Origin of the sequence: Agathobacter rectalis ATCC 33656 (assembly GCF_000020605.1) — a bacterium.
Taxonomy (GTDB): domain Bacteria; phylum Bacillota; class Clostridia; order Lachnospirales; family Lachnospiraceae; genus Roseburia; species Roseburia rectalis.
In genome coordinates this window covers 2,686,821-2,702,885 of sequence record NC_012781.1, presented here as the reverse complement: position 1 = coordinate 2,702,885, position 16,065 = coordinate 2,686,821, and the positions used below count along the sequence as shown (strand labels likewise).

11 protein-coding genes and 1 pseudogene are annotated in these 16,065 nt (G+C 41.1%); 10 read left to right on the top strand and 2 right to left on the bottom strand.

Going from position 1 to position 16,065, the window contains the following annotated elements:
* The first annotated feature begins 57 nt into the window (after positions 1-57).
* On the top strand, positions 58-1,653 hold the full coding sequence (locus tag EUBREC_RS12665; protein WP_012743578.1) for an AAA family ATPase: 1,596 nt from the start codon (positions 58-60) through the stop codon (positions 1,651-1,653).
* A 124-nt stretch (positions 1,654-1,777) separates the two neighbouring features.
* On the opposite strand, the gene EUBREC_RS12660 is transcribed toward EUBREC_RS12665, so the two are convergent.
* On the bottom strand, positions 1,778-4,222 hold the full coding sequence (locus EUBREC_RS12660; protein ID WP_012743577.1) for a beta-glucosidase: 2,445 nt from the start codon (positions 4,220-4,222) through the stop codon (positions 1,778-1,780).
* Between the two features lie 313 nt (positions 4,223-4,535).
* On the opposite strand from EUBREC_RS12660, the gene EUBREC_RS12655 reads away from it, so the two are divergent.
* From EUBREC_RS12655 to EUBREC_RS12640, 4 genes are all read left to right on the top strand, one after another.
* Positions 4,536-5,366 (top strand): AraC family transcriptional regulator, encoded by an 831-nt coding sequence (locus tag EUBREC_RS12655; RefSeq protein WP_012743576.1) that lies wholly within the window; start codon positions 4,536-4,538, stop codon positions 5,364-5,366.
* A 152-nt stretch (positions 5,367-5,518) separates the two neighbouring features.
* Entirely contained in the window at positions 5,519-5,794 is a 276-nt protein-coding gene (locus EUBREC_RS18040; protein WP_012743575.1) for a glycoside hydrolase family 16 protein, read from the top strand.
* Between the two features lie 322 nt (positions 5,795-6,116).
* Positions 6,117-8,528, top strand: a complete 2,412-nt coding sequence (locus tag EUBREC_RS12645) for a glycoside hydrolase family 94 protein (protein WP_041254661.1) — start codon at positions 6,117-6,119, stop codon at positions 8,526-8,528.
* Between the two features lie 90 nt (positions 8,529-8,618).
* Complete coding sequence (locus tag EUBREC_RS12640; protein ID WP_012743573.1) at positions 8,619-11,321, top strand: GH36-type glycosyl hydrolase domain-containing protein; 2,703 nt, start codon at positions 8,619-8,621, stop codon at positions 11,319-11,321.
* A gap of 116 nt (positions 11,322-11,437) precedes the next feature.
* Here the strand turns inward: EUBREC_RS12640 and EUBREC_RS12635 are convergent, their stop codons facing one another.
* A complete protein-coding gene (locus EUBREC_RS12635) occupies positions 11,438-12,178 on the bottom strand; it encodes an AraC family transcriptional regulator (protein ID WP_012743572.1) in 741 nt (246 codons plus the stop codon).
* A 70-nt stretch (positions 12,179-12,248) separates the two neighbouring features.
* On the opposite strand from EUBREC_RS12635, the pseudogene EUBREC_RS12630 reads away from it, so the two are divergent.
* The 5 genes and pseudogenes from EUBREC_RS12630 to abc-f all read left to right on the top strand — a co-directional run.
* Positions 12,249-12,548: pseudogene (locus EUBREC_RS12630) on the top strand (carbohydrate ABC transporter permease); the annotation flags it as partial.
* A 571-nt stretch (positions 12,549-13,119) separates the two neighbouring features.
* Positions 13,120-13,353: a hypothetical protein gene (locus tag EUBREC_RS12620; RefSeq protein ID WP_012743569.1), complete on the top strand. Its 234-nt coding sequence runs from the start codon at positions 13,120-13,122 to the stop codon at positions 13,351-13,353.
* A gap of 2 nt (positions 13,354-13,355) precedes the next feature.
* Entirely contained in the window at positions 13,356-13,670 is a 315-nt protein-coding gene (locus EUBREC_RS12615) for a hypothetical protein (protein ID WP_012743568.1), read from the top strand.
* Positions 13,671-13,881: 211 nt separating this feature from the next.
* Complete coding sequence (locus tag EUBREC_RS12610) at positions 13,882-14,106, top strand: hypothetical protein (protein ID WP_012743567.1); 225 nt, start codon at positions 13,882-13,884, stop codon at positions 14,104-14,106.
* Between the two features lie 2 nt (positions 14,107-14,108).
* Complete coding sequence (gene abc-f, locus EUBREC_RS12605; RefSeq protein ID WP_012743566.1) at positions 14,109-16,010, top strand: ribosomal protection-like ABC-F family protein; 1,902 nt, start codon at positions 14,109-14,111, stop codon at positions 16,008-16,010.
* The last annotated feature ends 55 nt before the right edge of the window (positions 16,011-16,065 follow it).

The window sequence follows — 16,065 nt, the reverse complement described above, 5'->3', positions numbered from 1 at the left end:
CTATACTTAATATGTAGTATAGGTTGTTAAATTATTTCATTTAAGGTAGGAAAATTCATGGGAAGATTTTTAAATCCGGGAAATAAAGCTTTTCAAAAGGCATTGAAATCGGAAATATATGTGGATAAAACCATGCTTTTGGCATACACCAATAAGGTTATAGGTTCTGATATGGCATGCATATGCAATAGCAGACCGAGGCGCTTTGGAAAGTCCATCACGGCGAATATGCTTGCTGCTTATTATAGCAGAGGATGTGATTCCTTTGATATGTTTTCCGCTCTAAAGGTAGGCAGGCTTGATTCCTTTGAGACAAACCTTAATAAATATGATGTTATTCATATTGATGTCCAGTGGTGCATGATGGATGCGGGCGAAGTGCAAAACACCGTGAAATACATCAATAACGGTATTCTTGATGAGCTTATAATAGCATATGGTGATGTGATACCGGACACTGTTAAAACAGCCTATGGAGCCATGTCTTATATAAACGCAGCCACAGGAAATACGTTTGTTATAATAATAGATGAGTGGGATGTGTTGATAAGAGATGAGGCTGATAATAAGGAACTGCAGGAGGAATATATTAATTTCCTTAGGGGAATGTTTAAAGGGACAGAGCCGACAAAGTATATTGCGTTAGCTTATCTTACCGGCATACTTCCTATTAAAAAGCTAAAAACTCAGTCAGCACTTAACAATTTTGAAGAGTTCACAATGCTTGATGCAGGAGCGCTTGCATCATATATTGGCTTTACAGATGATGAGGTTAAGCAGTTATGCAAAAAGTATGACAGGGATTATGAAGCAGTAAAAAACTGGTATGATGGCTATATGCTTTCGGGTAAACATGTGTATAATCCAAAAGCGGTAGTGAGCGTGATGATGAGAGGCAGCTTCCAAAGCTATTGGTCACAGACCGGCACATATGAATCTCTGATTCCGCTTATTGACATGGATTTTGATGGATTAAGAGCCGCTATTATTTCAATGATTTCAGGAAATGAGATAAAAGTTAGAACAACCACGTTTCAGAATGATATGGTATCATTTAAAAACAAAGATGATGTGCTGACATTGCTTATACATCTTGGATATCTGGCTTTTAACCAGAAAAATCAGATGGCATATATTCCGAATGAAGAGCTTCGCAATGAGCTTATGGATGCGGTTGAGGAAAACAAATGGGATGAAATCATGCAGTTTGAGAGACAGTCAATAGATTTGTTTAATGCAACAATAAACAAAGATGTAAATACTGTGGCAGCAAAAATTGAGCAGATTCATATGGAGTATACCTCGGTGATTCAATATAATGACGAGAATTCCCTTAGCAGTGTTTTGGCCATTGCTTATCTTGGAACAATGAACTATTATTTTAAGCCGGTCAGGGAATTACCGACAGGGCGTGACTTTGCTGATTTTGTTTATATTCCGAAGCCTGAGTATATAAATGATTATCCGGCGCTTGTTGTGGAGCTGAAATGGAATAAGAATGCGGATACAGCCATGCAGCAGATTCGTGAGAGACAGTATCCGAATTCATTATTGCAATATACGGGAAACATCCTGCTTGTTGCAATCAACTATGATGAAAAAACAAAAGAGCATGTATGTAAAATTGAGGAATATGCTAAAATACAGAATTAATGATTGAGATATACAAAAACAAATACAAAAACGGACATGGCAGTTTTGCATGTCCGTTTTTGTTTTTGTATAATAAGTATCGGGTATTATGAACTGGGTAGGTTTACAAAAAGCAGAGTAAAATTTAATCAAGCTTTAATATTAATCCTAATATACGCTTTACAGAGGTCTCCATTTCACTATGAGAGATGGCACCCTTATCATAAGCCTTCTTTACACGATCAGGATATCCACTTCCCATCTTAAGATCATTTCCGGCTTTTGTCTCTTTGTAATGCTCGCCACAGGTCCACCAGTCGGTTGTGACCATTCCTTCATAGCCCCATTCATCACGCAGTATTCCTGTCAAAAGATCCTCGCTTTCAGAGGCTCTGTAGCCGTTTATCATATTGTAAGAGGACATAATAGCCCATGGATTTTCATCCTTTACAATCATCTCAAATGCCTTCAGATAGATTTCTCTGGCAGCTCTTTCTGAAACGCGTGAATCGCTGTTTTTGCGGTTGGTTTCCTTGTTGTTCAAGGCAAAGTGCTTGAGTGTGGCACCGACATTGTTGGACTGGATTCCGCGTACCATGGCACCTGCGAGCTTTCCTGTGACGAATGGATCCTCTGAGTAGTACTCGAAGTTACGTCCGCAGAGAGGACTTCTGTGAATACAGATGGCAGGGGTGAGCCACAGTGCAAGGTTGTTTTCCTTTAATTCTTCACCGCCGGCGCGTCCTACAGCCTCTAAAACATCCGGGTTCCATGTGCATGCGAGCAGTGTGGAGCATGGAAACGCAGTGGTGCATATACCGACCTCAGGTGCTATGCGCACTCCTGCAGGACCATCTGCTGTCATGACAGAAGGAATACCGTATTCAGGCATATTTCCGATACCGAAGGTATTTGCAACACCGGTATTTGGCTGTCCGCCGAGCAGATGAATGAGATCATCGATGGAAAGCTCTGATACAAATTCATCAAGCGTGATACGTCCTTCCACAACATCCATGATGTCGTGACTGCCGTTTTTAGCCATGCCATCGGCAAAGCGGAAGTATGGGATGGCTCTCTGACCGGGAGCAACACCCTCTGTCAGGGAAGGGTCAATGTTGCCAATAGCTGAGTAGTCGGTGTCCACAGGCTCACTTTGAGGCAGAGCTTCATAGCTTCCGTCAGCTAGCATTCTCTTTGGCAGACTTGTAGGAACCAGCTTTGCTGAAAGCTGCTCAGTAATTACATCACGATTTAATATATATGAGTAATCAGCTTTCGTCACGTCACGGACGCTCGTTCCAACGTATATATCATATGAACCGGCTTCAAGTACATATGCAGATTTTTTAACCTTTCCAAGGTCATCATATGATGCCATATCGTTTATTTCCCATGTGAGGATCATAAGCTGTGATTCACCCGGCTGCAGTTCTCTTGTCTTTTCAAAGGCTGCGAGCTCCTTTGCAGGCTTGCCAAGCTTTCCTTGTGGTTTAGCAATGTATACCTGAACAACCTCTTTTCCGGAGAATTTACCTGTATTTGTCACACGGACTTTTGCATAAAGCTTATTGGCCTCAGACGTACAGTTGGAATTCACAACGCCGGCAGAAACAGTCTCCACATCAAATGTGGTGTATGAGAGTCCATAGCCAAATGGGTATACAACCTTCTCGGCAGCTCCCGGAATTGTCTCAAAATAGCGGTATCCGACATATATATCATCGGTATAGTTCACATAGTCTCTTGACTCGTGGAAATTGTAAGTAGACGGATAGTCGTCGAGTGATTTGGCAAATGTATCGACAGTTTTTCCGGAAGGATTGCCATCTCCTACGAGAAGCTCAGCGGCAGCAAGCCCGCCTTCAATACCACCCTGTAAGGCAAGCAGTGCTGATTGAATCTGATCATCATAAGCAAACCAAGATGTATCAACCATTCCGCCGACATTTAAAATCACGATTACATTTTTGAAACTGGCTTTTACAGTGTCAATCATCTCCTTTTCTTTTACGGAGAGACAGAAATCACCATCCTTAAAAAGCTCTGCCGACTTTTCGGTCATCTCGCGTTCGTAGTCCCAGAGAGCCTTGTTGTTTGGGTCAATAACACTCTTTCTGTCCCAGCCTTCTCCGGAGTAGCGGCAGATTGAGATGATAGCAGTGTCGGTATATGCCTGAGCCTTGCTTAAAAGCTCAGCCGGTACATCCGGCTCTATAGTCATGCCGGGTACAGCACCGGCTGCATACTGCTTTTTAATGTCGTTGCGGTAGTAATCACACAGCTCCTCAAATATGCTTATTTTCTCTTTTTGAAGCTTAAGTCCTTCGTAGAGATTGCGGATATATGCAACGGTTACATCACCGCTTCCGCCACCGCCCTTTACATAGTCGAAAGTACCCTTTCCAAACAGGGCTACCTTAGAACCCGCTGCAAGAGGGAGTACGTTGTTTTCGTTTTTGAGAAGTACCATGCCTTCCTTGGCAGCTTCCTTTGAAAGCTCTATGTGAGCCTTGCTTCCTGTAACTCTTTCACCATTTGCCCCAAGTGGAAGATTAGGAGTGAATTTGAATCGTGACCATTTGTTCATAGCAGATTACCTTTCTTATATTTTTATTATTTAATGAGCTTCCCATACATTAATATGTCGGGAGCTTGTTCTTTTCGTACAAGATGATTGTAAATTATAAAAGCGATATATACAATTGTGATACTGACATTATTTTAGGTCGATATTGACTTTTTGCGTGAGAGGAGTATATTTTGAAGGTAGAATTTCAAACTATGAATATTTTTTTTTCGGAACAATTGGATATGCTCAGGCTAATATAGCATGATTAAAGGGTCAAAAGGTATCATAGCATTAAATACGAAGTTTGATTTAGTAAGTCAGGGAGAAAATTATGCAGCAATACACACACGAAAACGTCAGATCAATACCACATCTTCCAATCTACTGCGACAGATACGAGGACTACAGGCAGTTTTCACCGAGGCACTGGCATGACCATATAGAGATAATCTATGTAGTTTCCGGCTCACTGCAGGTTGTCTGTGGTGAAAATGAATATACATTGAAAGAAAATGAATTTTTTGTCATAAATTCAAATAAGATACATGGCACGCAAAGCTATGAAAGAGTCAGGGTGCTTCTGGTGCAGATACCGTATGCATATCTGGACAGCTACATAGACGATTACGGACAAATAAGGTTTAGAGAGTGCTATGAGACCGAGAATGGCAGCAGAAAATATGAGCAGATGAAGTCTCTTCTTAAGTCGATAGCGCATATATACCGGAAAAAGGGCAAGGGCTATGAGCTTCGGCTTATGGCAAAAGTGAACGAATTCCTATATATTTTGTTTACAAATTATTCGTACAAAGAGATGAATGCGGGAAAAGAATCCAGACAGATAGCGCGCCTTAAGGATGTCCTTAGATATGTGGCGAAAAACTATCAGGAGCCAATAGCATTAAAGGAGGCGGCAGACATAGCTTCGCTCAATCAGGATTATTTCTGCCGTATGTTCAAAAAATGCATGGGAGTTACATTTCTTGAGTATGTCAATCAGGTAAGAATCAATCACATACATGAGGAGCTTCTGGCAACTGAGGATTCCATCACGGACATACTGGAGCACAATGGATTTACGAATTATAAGGTGTTCAGCCGGATGTTTAAGGCGCAGTTTGGCATGACACCGAGGGAATTGCGGAAATTACAGGAAAATTAAAATGCAATGAATTTGATGTTTTTGTGCTTTTTTTTGTATATTTTAAGGGTACTTAATCGTTATAGTAATGCTGTGGTTACGTGTTACACTGAAAGGTGTGGACAGTAACATGATGCGAGATAGCAAATAACTATAAATGAAAGGGGTACTTTATGAAAAAAAGAGTATTATCAGCCATGCCGTCACAGACGTTTGAAGAGGGAGCGTTGGATGAGGCGCAGCAGACAGGCAAACTAAGCTATGATGGCTACAAAAAGGTGTGGAGCGATGAGTTTAATGGTGATACCGGCTCAACAAAAGAAGCAGCTTCCTATACATCAGGAAGAGTTTCAACACAGAATAAGCAGACCTTCACATATGGACGATTTGAATGCCGTGCAAAGGTTCCAAAGGGACATGGATACCTTCCTGCATTTACATTATCTTAAATCTTGCTGTTGGTGGAAGCTGGGTTGGAAATCCAAACGATGAGACAAGCTTTGAGAATAATCCATATGTGATCGATTATGTCCGTGTATACCGGAAGGATAGCTACGATGAAGATGTTAAACGTCCCGGTAAAGGAAGTTACATTTATATTGTGAGATAAGTTTAGTTATGTCATGAATCTGATATTTTAAGAAATAATTTTGTATAATACACTGCTGCAAAAATGTATATTATATTACGAAAATGGATCACTGCTGAATATACGTTGGAGGCAGTTATAACCGTAGATCACATAATTAAGTAGAGAATGGAGTAATGAATATGAAATACGGATATTTTGATGAATCAAAAAAAGAATATGTTATTACAAGACCTGACACACCGGCACCATGGGTAAACTATCTTGGATCGCCGGAGTATGGAGCAATTGTTTCCAATAATGCAGGTGGATACAGCTTTGCAAAGTCAGGTGCAAACGGAAGACTTTTGAGATATGTGTTTAATCAGTTCGATGAGCCTGGCAGATATATTTATATCAGAGACAACGACAGCAAGGATTACTGGTCAGCTTCGTGGCAGCCTGTAGGAAAGGATTTGAATGAATACAAGAGTGAGTGTCATCATGGAACAGCATACACAAAGATGATGGCTGATTACAGCGGTATTCATTCAGAAGTAAGATACTACGTTCCGCTGAACAAGACATACGAAGTGTGGAATTTGAGCGTGACGAATAATTCTGATAAGGCAAGAAGCCTTAATATTACAGGCTACGCTGAGTTTACAAACAACAGCAACTATGAGCAGGATCAGGTGAATCTGCAGTATTCACAGTATATTACAAAGACAGTATTTGTGGAGAACAGAGTGCGTCAGATGATCCATGCCAATCTTGACCGCATCGAGGATGGCAAGGAAATTGACAACAAGGATGTGGTAAACAGATTTATCGGACTTGCAGGAGCACCTGTTGACAGCTGGTGCGGTGACAGGGGAGAATTTCTCGGAGAATATCACAGATATGGCAATCCTGTCGGAGTAGAGAGCGGAAAGCTTAACAACCACGGCAACTACAACGAGAATAGCTGTGGAGCAATCACAACAGTATTGGAGCTGGCACCGGGCGAGACAAAGACAATAGCATTCTTAGTTGGAATGATAGATAATGAGACAGCAGGAAAGATTGTTGCTTCTTACACGGATACAAAAGCTGTCTGCGACAAAGAACTTGAGGAGCTTATCGCATACTGGCATGGACAGTTATCACATTTCCAGATTAATACACCAAGTGATGAGTTCAACACAATGATCAATACATGGAACGCATATAACTGTTTCATGACATTTATTTGGTCAAGGGCTGCATCATTTACATACTGTGGACTCAGAAACGGATACGGATACCGTGATACAGTCCAGGATATTCAGGGTGTTATACACCTTGCACCAGAGATGGCTGTTGAAAAGATCAGATTCATGCTCTCAGCACAGGTTGATAACGGTGGAGGACTTCCGCTTGTCAAGTTTACACACAATCCGGGACATGAGGATACTCCTGACGACGCTTCCTATGTACAGGAGACAGGACATCCGGCTTACAGAGCTGATGATGCATTATGGCTTTTCCCAACTGTATACAAATATGTATCAGAGACAGGAAATGTAGCATTTATAGATGAGGTCATTCCATTCGCCAACAAGGATGAGGGAACGGTTTACGAGCATTTAAAGAGAGCAATTGATTTTTCGATGAACCACCTCGGAAAACATGGAATGCCTGCAGGACTTTACGCAGACTGGAATGACTGCCTGAGGCTTGGTGCAGATGGAGAGTCAACCTTCGTAGCACTTCAGTTCTACTATGCAATGACTATATTAAAAGAGTTTGCAGCCTATAAGAAAGATGATGAATATATCACATATCTTGATGAGAGCCAGGAAAAACTCGGAAAGGTCATTCAGGAGCTTTGCTGGAACGAGGACAGATTTATCCGTGGATTTACAGGGGATGGACAGGTTATCGGAAAGCGTGATGATCCTGAGGCAAATATGTGGCTCAACCCACAGAGCTGGGCTGTTATAAGTGGATTTGCAAGTGATGAGCAGGCTGATAAGGCTCTTGAAATGGTATATGAAAGACTCAATACCGAGTATGGCGCCATTCTTATGGATCCTCCATATCATGCACACGCATTCGACGGAGCACTCGCAGTGATATACAATGCGGGAACTAAAGAGAATGCAGGAATATTCTCACAGTCACAGGGCTGGATAATTCTTGCTGAGGCACTTAAAGGACATGGAGACAGAGCTTTTAAGTATTTTATTGAAAATGCTCCTGCCGCACAGAATGACAGAGCAGAGATAAGAAGACTTGAGCCGTACTGCTATGGACAGTTTACTGAAGGAAAAGCAAGTCCAAACTTTGGACGTTCACATGTACACTGGCTCACAGGAACTGCTTCAACAGTCATGGTTGGATGTGTAGAGGGAATACTTGGTATGCGTCCTGATTTCTATGGACTTCATATTGCTCCGTCTATTCCAAAAGCCTGGGATGGATTTGAGATAGAGAAGGATTTCAGGGGATGCCATCTTCATATAGTTGTAAAAAATCCTGATCATGTTGAGAGCGGATGCAAGAGCCTTCTTGTAAACGGACAGGCGGTTGAGGGAGACTATATTCCAAAAGAGCTTCTTAGCGAGCAGACAGAGATTGAGCTTACCATGTAAATCTTCCGTAGGTGGGATAATGACTGCTATAGGATTGTATATGGTGTGTGAAAATTTGATTTGTAATTGTATAGAGGATTGATTGAAAATATGAAAAATATAGATTTTATAGACAAATACGGAACCTTCAGGATCAAAAATCCCGAAAACTACAGTGGACTGTATCTGCCGCTTGCAGGGGAAAAAGGGCTTAAATCAAGCATTACACCAACTCTCGGCGGAGACAGTAAAACAAGCCAGAATACCTTTCTTCTGGAACCTGTTAGTATAGAAAATCTCCACAACAATAAAGGCACCAGAAATTTCTGGTGTCGGATTGTGGGGAAGGGCTTCTGGTCAGTATGCGGATCATCTGCACAGCAGGAGGCCGACAGATTTACAGGTAATCAGGATGAAAGTGAGCTTGAGGCAGGTTTAATGTGGCAGAAGCTGCACCGTGCTTCAAAGATATATGGGTTAGAGGCCGACACGACATCATTTGTCACACTTGATGGAAGCATGGAAGTAATGCTTGTGGAGATCACTAACAAGACAGATGAGGCTATGGAGATAGTCCCAATCGGGGCAATCCCAATCTATGGCAGAAGTGCTGACAATATCAGGGATCACAGACATGTGACATCACTTTTGCACAGAATAGAAACCACACAATACGGCATTGAGGTTACACCTGTCCTCTCATTTGATGAGCGTGGACACCGGAAAAATGATATAAGCTACTTCGTATATGGATCATCCGGAAACGGAGAAAGTCCTGAGAGTTTCTATCCTACCGTTGAGCAGTTTATAGGAGAGGGAGGCTCTTTCCTTATTCCTGAGGCAGTCAGAACTGAAAAAGCAGGTGCAAAGGCCGGAGAAAAATTTCAGGGAAAAGAAGCAGTCGGAGCAATAAAATTTGCAAACCGTATTATAAAACCGCTGGAGACGGTAAGCTATATCATGCTTGCGGGTCTTACGGAAAAAGAAAATGACGTAAATGCCATTACCGGACGGTACCGCAGTGTACTTGAAGTAAAAGAAGAACTAAACACCGTCAAGAAACACTGGATAGACAAGGTAAATATTGATTTTGAGACAGGAAATGCCGAGGAGGACAATTATCTTAAATGGATATGTTTTCAACCTATCTTACGAAGAATATACGGCTGTTCATTCCTTCCACATCATGATTATGGAAAAGGTGGAAGAGGCTGGAGAGATCTATGGCAGGACTGTCTTGCACTTTTACTGATGGAACCTTCGGATGTCCGCAGGATGATTGTAAACAATTATGGCGGTGTGAGAATTGATGGAACCAATGCGACCATTATAGGAAACGAGCCTGGCGAGTTTATTGCTGACAGAAATAACATCACACGTGTATGGATGGATCACGCATTCTGGCCATTTGTAACCACAAAGCTTTATATTGACCAGACCGGTGATACAGATGTACTGTTTGAGCATACGACGTACTTTAAGGATTACCAGTCCATGAGAGGCACAAGCCATGATGAAGCATGGAATACTACATATGGTAACAAACAAAGGACGGCAGGCGGTCAGATATATTTTGGAACGGTTTTAGAGCATATTCTGATTCAAAATCTGTGTGCTTTCTATGATGTTGGGGAGCACAACGAGATGAAGCTGCACGGTGCAGACTGGAACGATGCGCTCGATATGGCATGGGACAAAGGCGAAAGTGTTGCATTTACATGTGCATATGCCGGAAATCTGCTTGATATAGCAAAGTGTTTAAGAAATGTGGAAAAAATAAGTGGAATAAACAGGATTGAGGTGTTAGATGAGCTTAAGCTGCTGCTTGCTGATGACGAAATACTTTACAACTGCCATGACAAAAAGCAGGATCTTCTCATGAGCTATGCAAAGGCATGTGAGAACTGCACAAGCGGAGGCACTGCTCTTATCCCAATAGCTGCGATTTGCGAAAACCTGGAGCATAAGGCTGAGTGGATGATGAAAAACATCCGCGAAAACGAATGGATATCAGATGGCACGGATGGAGGCTGGTTCAACGGATATTATGACAATAACGGCAGACCGGTGGAAAGATGTGAGAGTGGAGATGTACGCATGATGCTTACAGGACAGGTATTTGCCATCATGAGTGGAACCGCAAAAAAAGAACAGATCAAGGCAATCTGTAATAGTGCAGACAAATATCTGTTTGATCAAAAAGCCGGTGGCTACAGACTAAACACTGATTTTAAGGAAGAAAAGTTTGATCTTGGAAGAATGTTTGGATTTGCATATGGTGAAAAAGAAAATGGTGCTGTATTCTCACATATGGCTGTAATGTATGCCAATGCGCTCTATAAACAGGGCTTTATAAAAGAGGGCTACAAGGTATTAAAGACGCTTCTTGATACTGCGATGGACTTTGACAGAAGCAGGATGTATCCGGGAGTACCGGAGTATTTTGATAATGATGGAAGAGGTCTGTATTCATACCTTACAGGTGCCGCAAGCTGGTATATGCTTACTATGATAACATCTGTATACGGAGTCCATGGAGAGCTTGGAGATTTTGTTATTGAGCCTGCACTCATGCCACAGCAGTATAACGAAAAAGGTGATGCAAAAGTTTCGTTAGAATTTGCAGGTCATGGATTTGATATTTTAGTTCACAATCCTGATAAGCTCGAACCTGGGGAGGCGCACGTCAAAAGAGCACTCTGTGATGATGTAAAAGTGGAAAATGTTACAGGAAACAGCGTGCGTATTCCAAAGCAAGCTATTGAAATGCTTTCTACAGACAAATGTCATACGGTTGAGATATACATAGAGTGATAGTTTATAAAATTAATAGCGTTTGATATTGTATCATTGTGTATCAGCTAAATAAAATTCCCACGCATATTTGCGTGGGAATTTTTTGTGCGTAGTACAAGGCTTTTGGCATCAGGCTACCACATGGATTTGTAGTACCTGTCACGATATTTCTTTGGTGTAAGCCCCGTAAAACCCTCGAATATCTGGATAAAGTGGCTCTGTGATGAAAATGACAGGTAGTTGGCTATATCTATAATCGGCTTATCTGAGTATTTGAGCAGGTGAGTCGCTTTTTCTATTTTCTTTTCCCTTATATAATCACTTATCGAAACACCGAGATTCTGCTTGAATACCCTTGAAAGATAGCTCTCGGAAAGCCCTGTGTATGCAGCCAGATCAGCTATTGTGATACGCTCTTTTATGTTGCTGTATATATAGTCAACACACTGGGTAACAGGCTTTGAGAGGATAGACGATTTCTTCTGCAGCACCATCTTACCTGTGAAATCCTTTGCCATCTCGTGATGCAGGTCAGCAACCTGGCGTACGGTGGAGCAGCTGTCCATCTTAAGTATATAGAAGTCACTCAGACGGTATGCCTGCTCAGGCTCGAGTCCTCCATCAATACAGTATCTTGTGATCATGGCGGTTGTGACAACAAAGTGATATTTGATATTCTGTAAAGTATTTCTGGACAATACACCTGTTCCGTCAAGGTGTATAAATGCATCTTCTTTGCAGTTTTTTATTACATATTCCATATCCCCGGTTTTGACTGCGTTATAAAAACTATATTCAATACTTGGAGCACGATGCAGTGATTCGCTCTCGCTGTCAACAAATTCTGCGTCATACCATTCTTTTGAAAGTGCCATAAAGGTTCTCCTTTGTAATAAAATATTAGATTTATGTCATCTTTCTATTATTATGACATGAATCTGATATTTTTACAATTTCAACCATATAGTATTGCCGATCATGAAACCTGCAATTGCAGTACAGGCAATTTTCACATTTGTAGGTTCATGGAACAACTACTTCACACCGGCCCTGATCATCCAGTCAAAGAACAAGATGACAGTACCAATTTTGATTGCCACACTTCGAGGAGCGGACTATATGAATTTCGATATGGGAAAAATATATATGATGATAACAGTAGCTATCGTGCCTATTATTGTTGTATATCTCCTCTTATCAAAATATATTATTGCCGGTGTCACACTTGGAGGCGTGAAGGAGTAAACAATTTAATTAGTTTTAGCATCAGAGCAGATGGCTTACATATATGTTATGTGGGTCATCTGTTTTTTAGTATATTGAAATATGAGGTACAGCATATTTTTTATTTAGGAAATATTGTGGCACCTATGCAGTATATCAGCAAAAGAATGCAGCAGAACTTGCAGAATATATCCAGTCAAATATCCTGCCGGATTATGATAATTTTGTCAAAGCAGGAGAACAGTACAATAACGATGCAGTGCATATAAATGATATTGTAGGTAATTTCAATAAGATGTCGTTTGAGCGCAGGCAGAGCATTATAATAATTAAAGGCTGTTGAATGGCAGAGCGGTGTATGATTGATGATTAAATCGACTTAGACATTAATCGTGACAGATACACAGAAAATATCTATAATTTACATATTCTTGTAGGGAAATTAATTTAGGTTTTACACAATTATATTATACTTAGTATGTATTATAATCTGAAAGCGCATGTGAAAGGAAGGATGGACTTATGAGAAAATATTTATTATCGATTTGTAAAAGCCTTTGGAACTGTAATTGTAGAAGGGGCTATTGTAGATATGATAACTGGGGAAGTATGTTTTTCTACACAAAAGGTTAGATATGCGCCGGTAATTAACGGTAAAAATATATTTACCGATGCATATATTACTAAAAGATATACTATTACTTATGACAAAATTACTGGTAGAATGTCATATAGTATAAATAATGCATCTTATAAATCTAATAGAGGAGATAGTCCGAGCATGATTGTATTGAATGCACAGGTAGCAGAGATGGGAAGTAGATAGTAATGATAGTTATAACACTTCAGCAGTTTTTTGTATTATTATGGATTTTTTGCATAACTAAAGTGATATTACATGGTTTTAGAATCAATATTATAGGAATATCCATAAATAGATATTTTTATGAGTATAACGTAGATGATAAAAATGCGATTAAAGAATATCATAGAGGAAGGGCTGTTAGATCCATTATTATTTTAATTCTTGATTCAATAACATTAGTAATATCATATAAGTATAGTATAGAGATGGCTACTGGATTTATGATAATATCAACTATAGCATCTATAATAATTAAATACATTAAAGATAAAGAATAGTGGTTGTGAGATTATAATACATAACGTAAGTGATTAAATAATAGAGCGTATGCTATATGATATAGTGTACGCTTTAATTATTGTGAGGAATCGTAAGAAATTAAATAATTCTAAAATGATAGATTATAGAATTGGCTCATGGTATAATATAACGAACGTAAAGATATGTGCGTCAAAAGAGATATCATATAGATAAGATTGGAGAAAATACATGAACCCAGCAAGCATAATGAAAATGATGAAAGCAAAAAATACATTTACAGCAAACCACCCAAAGTTTGTATCCTTTTTACAGTATGCATTCGGCAGCGGCATTCCGGCAGACTCTGTTATTGAAATCACAGTTACAAAGCCGGGTCAGGAGCCGGTTACGTCCAATATCAGGGTTTTACAGTCGGATCTCGAACTTTTGGACAGCTTGAAGGATATTAATTAGATATGTTATACCAGATTAAGGATGGGACAGTTTCGGTAGGTGGTCAGACGATTCTGTCCCATGTTGATTTTTATATAAAGGAAAAAGAAAAAATAGCTGTTGTCGGCAAAAACGGAGCAGGAAAGACCACATTGCTTCGGCTTCTTGCGGGGGAGCTGCAGCTTGACCGCGATGACCGTCGCGGTATGTCGTCAGGAGCACATGGCAAAGAGACTGCCTGCAAAAATAGTCTTGGAATCGTAACCTCGCGAAATATCACAATCGGAATGCTCCGTCAGGTTGATTCCTCCAATCAGGACAAGACAATCGAGGAAATACTTCTTGAGAGCTGTCCGGACAGGGATACATATTCCAAAGAGCGGTTTGACTACGAGATGGAGTACGACAGGCTGTTTACAGGCTTTGGCTTTGAAAAAGAAGAAAAAAGCCGTACACTCGGCAGTTTTTCTGGAGGTGAACAGACCAAGATTTCACTTATAAAGCTGCTGCTTGAAAAGCCGGATTTGCTGCTTCTTGATGAGCCGACGAATCATCTTGATATGAAAACTGTCGAGTGGCTGGAGGATTATCTGATAAACTATCCAAAGGCTGTTGTCATTGTGTCCCATGACAGGGCGTTTCTTGATGCAGTTGCGACTGGTGTTTATGAGCTTGAAAATGGCAGTCTGCACAGATATGCCGGCAACTACACTCAGTACAGGCAGCAGAAGCTTAAAAATCTGCAGATACAGCGCAAAGCCTACGAGCGCCAGCAGGCGGAGATTGCGCACAATAATGAGCTTATCGACAAATTCAAGCATAAGCCGAAAAAAGCTGCGTTTGCACGCTCTAGAAAGACCATGCTGGCACGCATGAAGCTGATAGAAAAGCCGGTTGAAGACGAAGCTCATATTTTTACAGGCAATATCGAGCCACAGTTTCCGGGCGGTAAATGGGTTTACGAGGCGAAGAAATTAAAAATTGGCTACGACGGCAGGGCACTGCTTGAGCTGTCGCTTCGTATAAGGCGTGGTCAGAAGATTGCCGTAATCGGTGACAACGGCATAGGAAAATCAACATTTCTAAAGACTGTGGCAGGGCTTATTCCACCAATAAAGGGCACAAGCCAGCTTGGCAGCAATCTGCTGGTGGGCTATTTTGACCAGCAGTCGGCACTTATCGACAGCGAAAAGACTGTGCGAGACCATTTTCACGAGCTTTTTCCGGCACTTGTGGAGAAGGAATTAAGAAAGACGCTTGGCATGTATCTGTTTGGAGGGGCAAATGCCTCAAAGCGTATCAGCTCGCTCTCAGGCGGTGAGAAGTCCAGGCTTGTGCTCGCAGAGCTTCTGACAGGCCGTCCGAACTTAATGATACTCGATGAGCCGACCAATCACATGGATATTCCGGCGAAGGAGACACTAGAATCGGCATTTAAGGCATATACCGGCACCATGCTCTTTGTATCGCATGACAGGTATTTCATAAAGCAGGTGGCCGATGCCATATTGGTCTTTGAAAATGACAAGGTGATGTACTATCCGTTTGGCTATGACCATTATATTTCAAGGCTTAAGGCATCAAAGGATGGCAATCTGCCGGCACTCATGCAGGCAAAGGATGCTGCGATGGTCGAGGCACTTGCGGCTGTCCCAAAGAGGGAGCGACATGAGACCAGACAGCTTTCAACAGAAGAGGCGTACTTAGAGTGGAAGCTTGCACTTGCAGCGGAGCCGGTGGCGAAGGCGGCTGAAGAAGCAGAAAAGGTTTATGAAGAGCTATGTGAAGCAGAAAGCGAGCTTAACGAAGAAAATGTCGATAAGCTGCGACTGCAATATGAAAAAGTTGCTGACTCATGGACAAATGAGTGTACAAAATGGTATGATATATACTTAGATGAGATGTATCCGGAGAGTGATTTTTAATTTGCAGACATAAGGGAATCAATGACAATTGCTGTATATCATAAATTATCCGGGG

What these genes read in the sequence shown, in the direction of transcription:
- EUBREC_RS18040 (WP_012743575.1), top strand. Translation starts at nt 5,519, where the DNA reads ATGAAAAAAAGAGTATTATCAGCCATGCCGTCACAGACGTTTGAAGAG.
- EUBREC_RS12660 (WP_012743577.1), bottom strand. Translation starts at nt 4,222, where the DNA reads ATGAACAAATGGTCACGATTCAAATTCACTCCTAATCTTCCACTTGGG.
- EUBREC_RS12655 (WP_012743576.1), top strand. Translation starts at nt 4,536, where the DNA reads ATGCAGCAATACACACACGAAAACGTCAGATCAATACCACATCTTCCA.
- abc-f (WP_012743566.1), top strand. Translation starts at nt 14,109, where the DNA reads ATGTTATACCAGATTAAGGATGGGACAGTTTCGGTAGGTGGTCAGACG.
- EUBREC_RS12615 (WP_012743568.1), top strand. Translation starts at nt 13,356, where the DNA reads ATGATAGTTATAACACTTCAGCAGTTTTTTGTATTATTATGGATTTTT.
- EUBREC_RS12610 (WP_012743567.1), top strand. Translation starts at nt 13,882, where the DNA reads ATGAACCCAGCAAGCATAATGAAAATGATGAAAGCAAAAAATACATTT.
- EUBREC_RS12635 (WP_012743572.1), bottom strand. Translation starts at nt 12,178, where the DNA reads ATGGCACTTTCAAAAGAATGGTATGACGCAGAATTTGTTGACAGCGAG.
- EUBREC_RS12645 (WP_041254661.1), top strand. Translation starts at nt 6,117, where the DNA reads ATGAAATACGGATATTTTGATGAATCAAAAAAAGAATATGTTATTACA.
- EUBREC_RS12620 (WP_012743569.1), top strand. Translation starts at nt 13,120, where the DNA reads ATGATAACTGGGGAAGTATGTTTTTCTACACAAAAGGTTAGATATGCG.
- EUBREC_RS12640 (WP_012743573.1), top strand. Translation starts at nt 8,619, where the DNA reads ATGAAAAATATAGATTTTATAGACAAATACGGAACCTTCAGGATCAAA.
- EUBREC_RS12665 (WP_012743578.1), top strand. Translation starts at nt 58, where the DNA reads ATGGGAAGATTTTTAAATCCGGGAAATAAAGCTTTTCAAAAGGCATTG.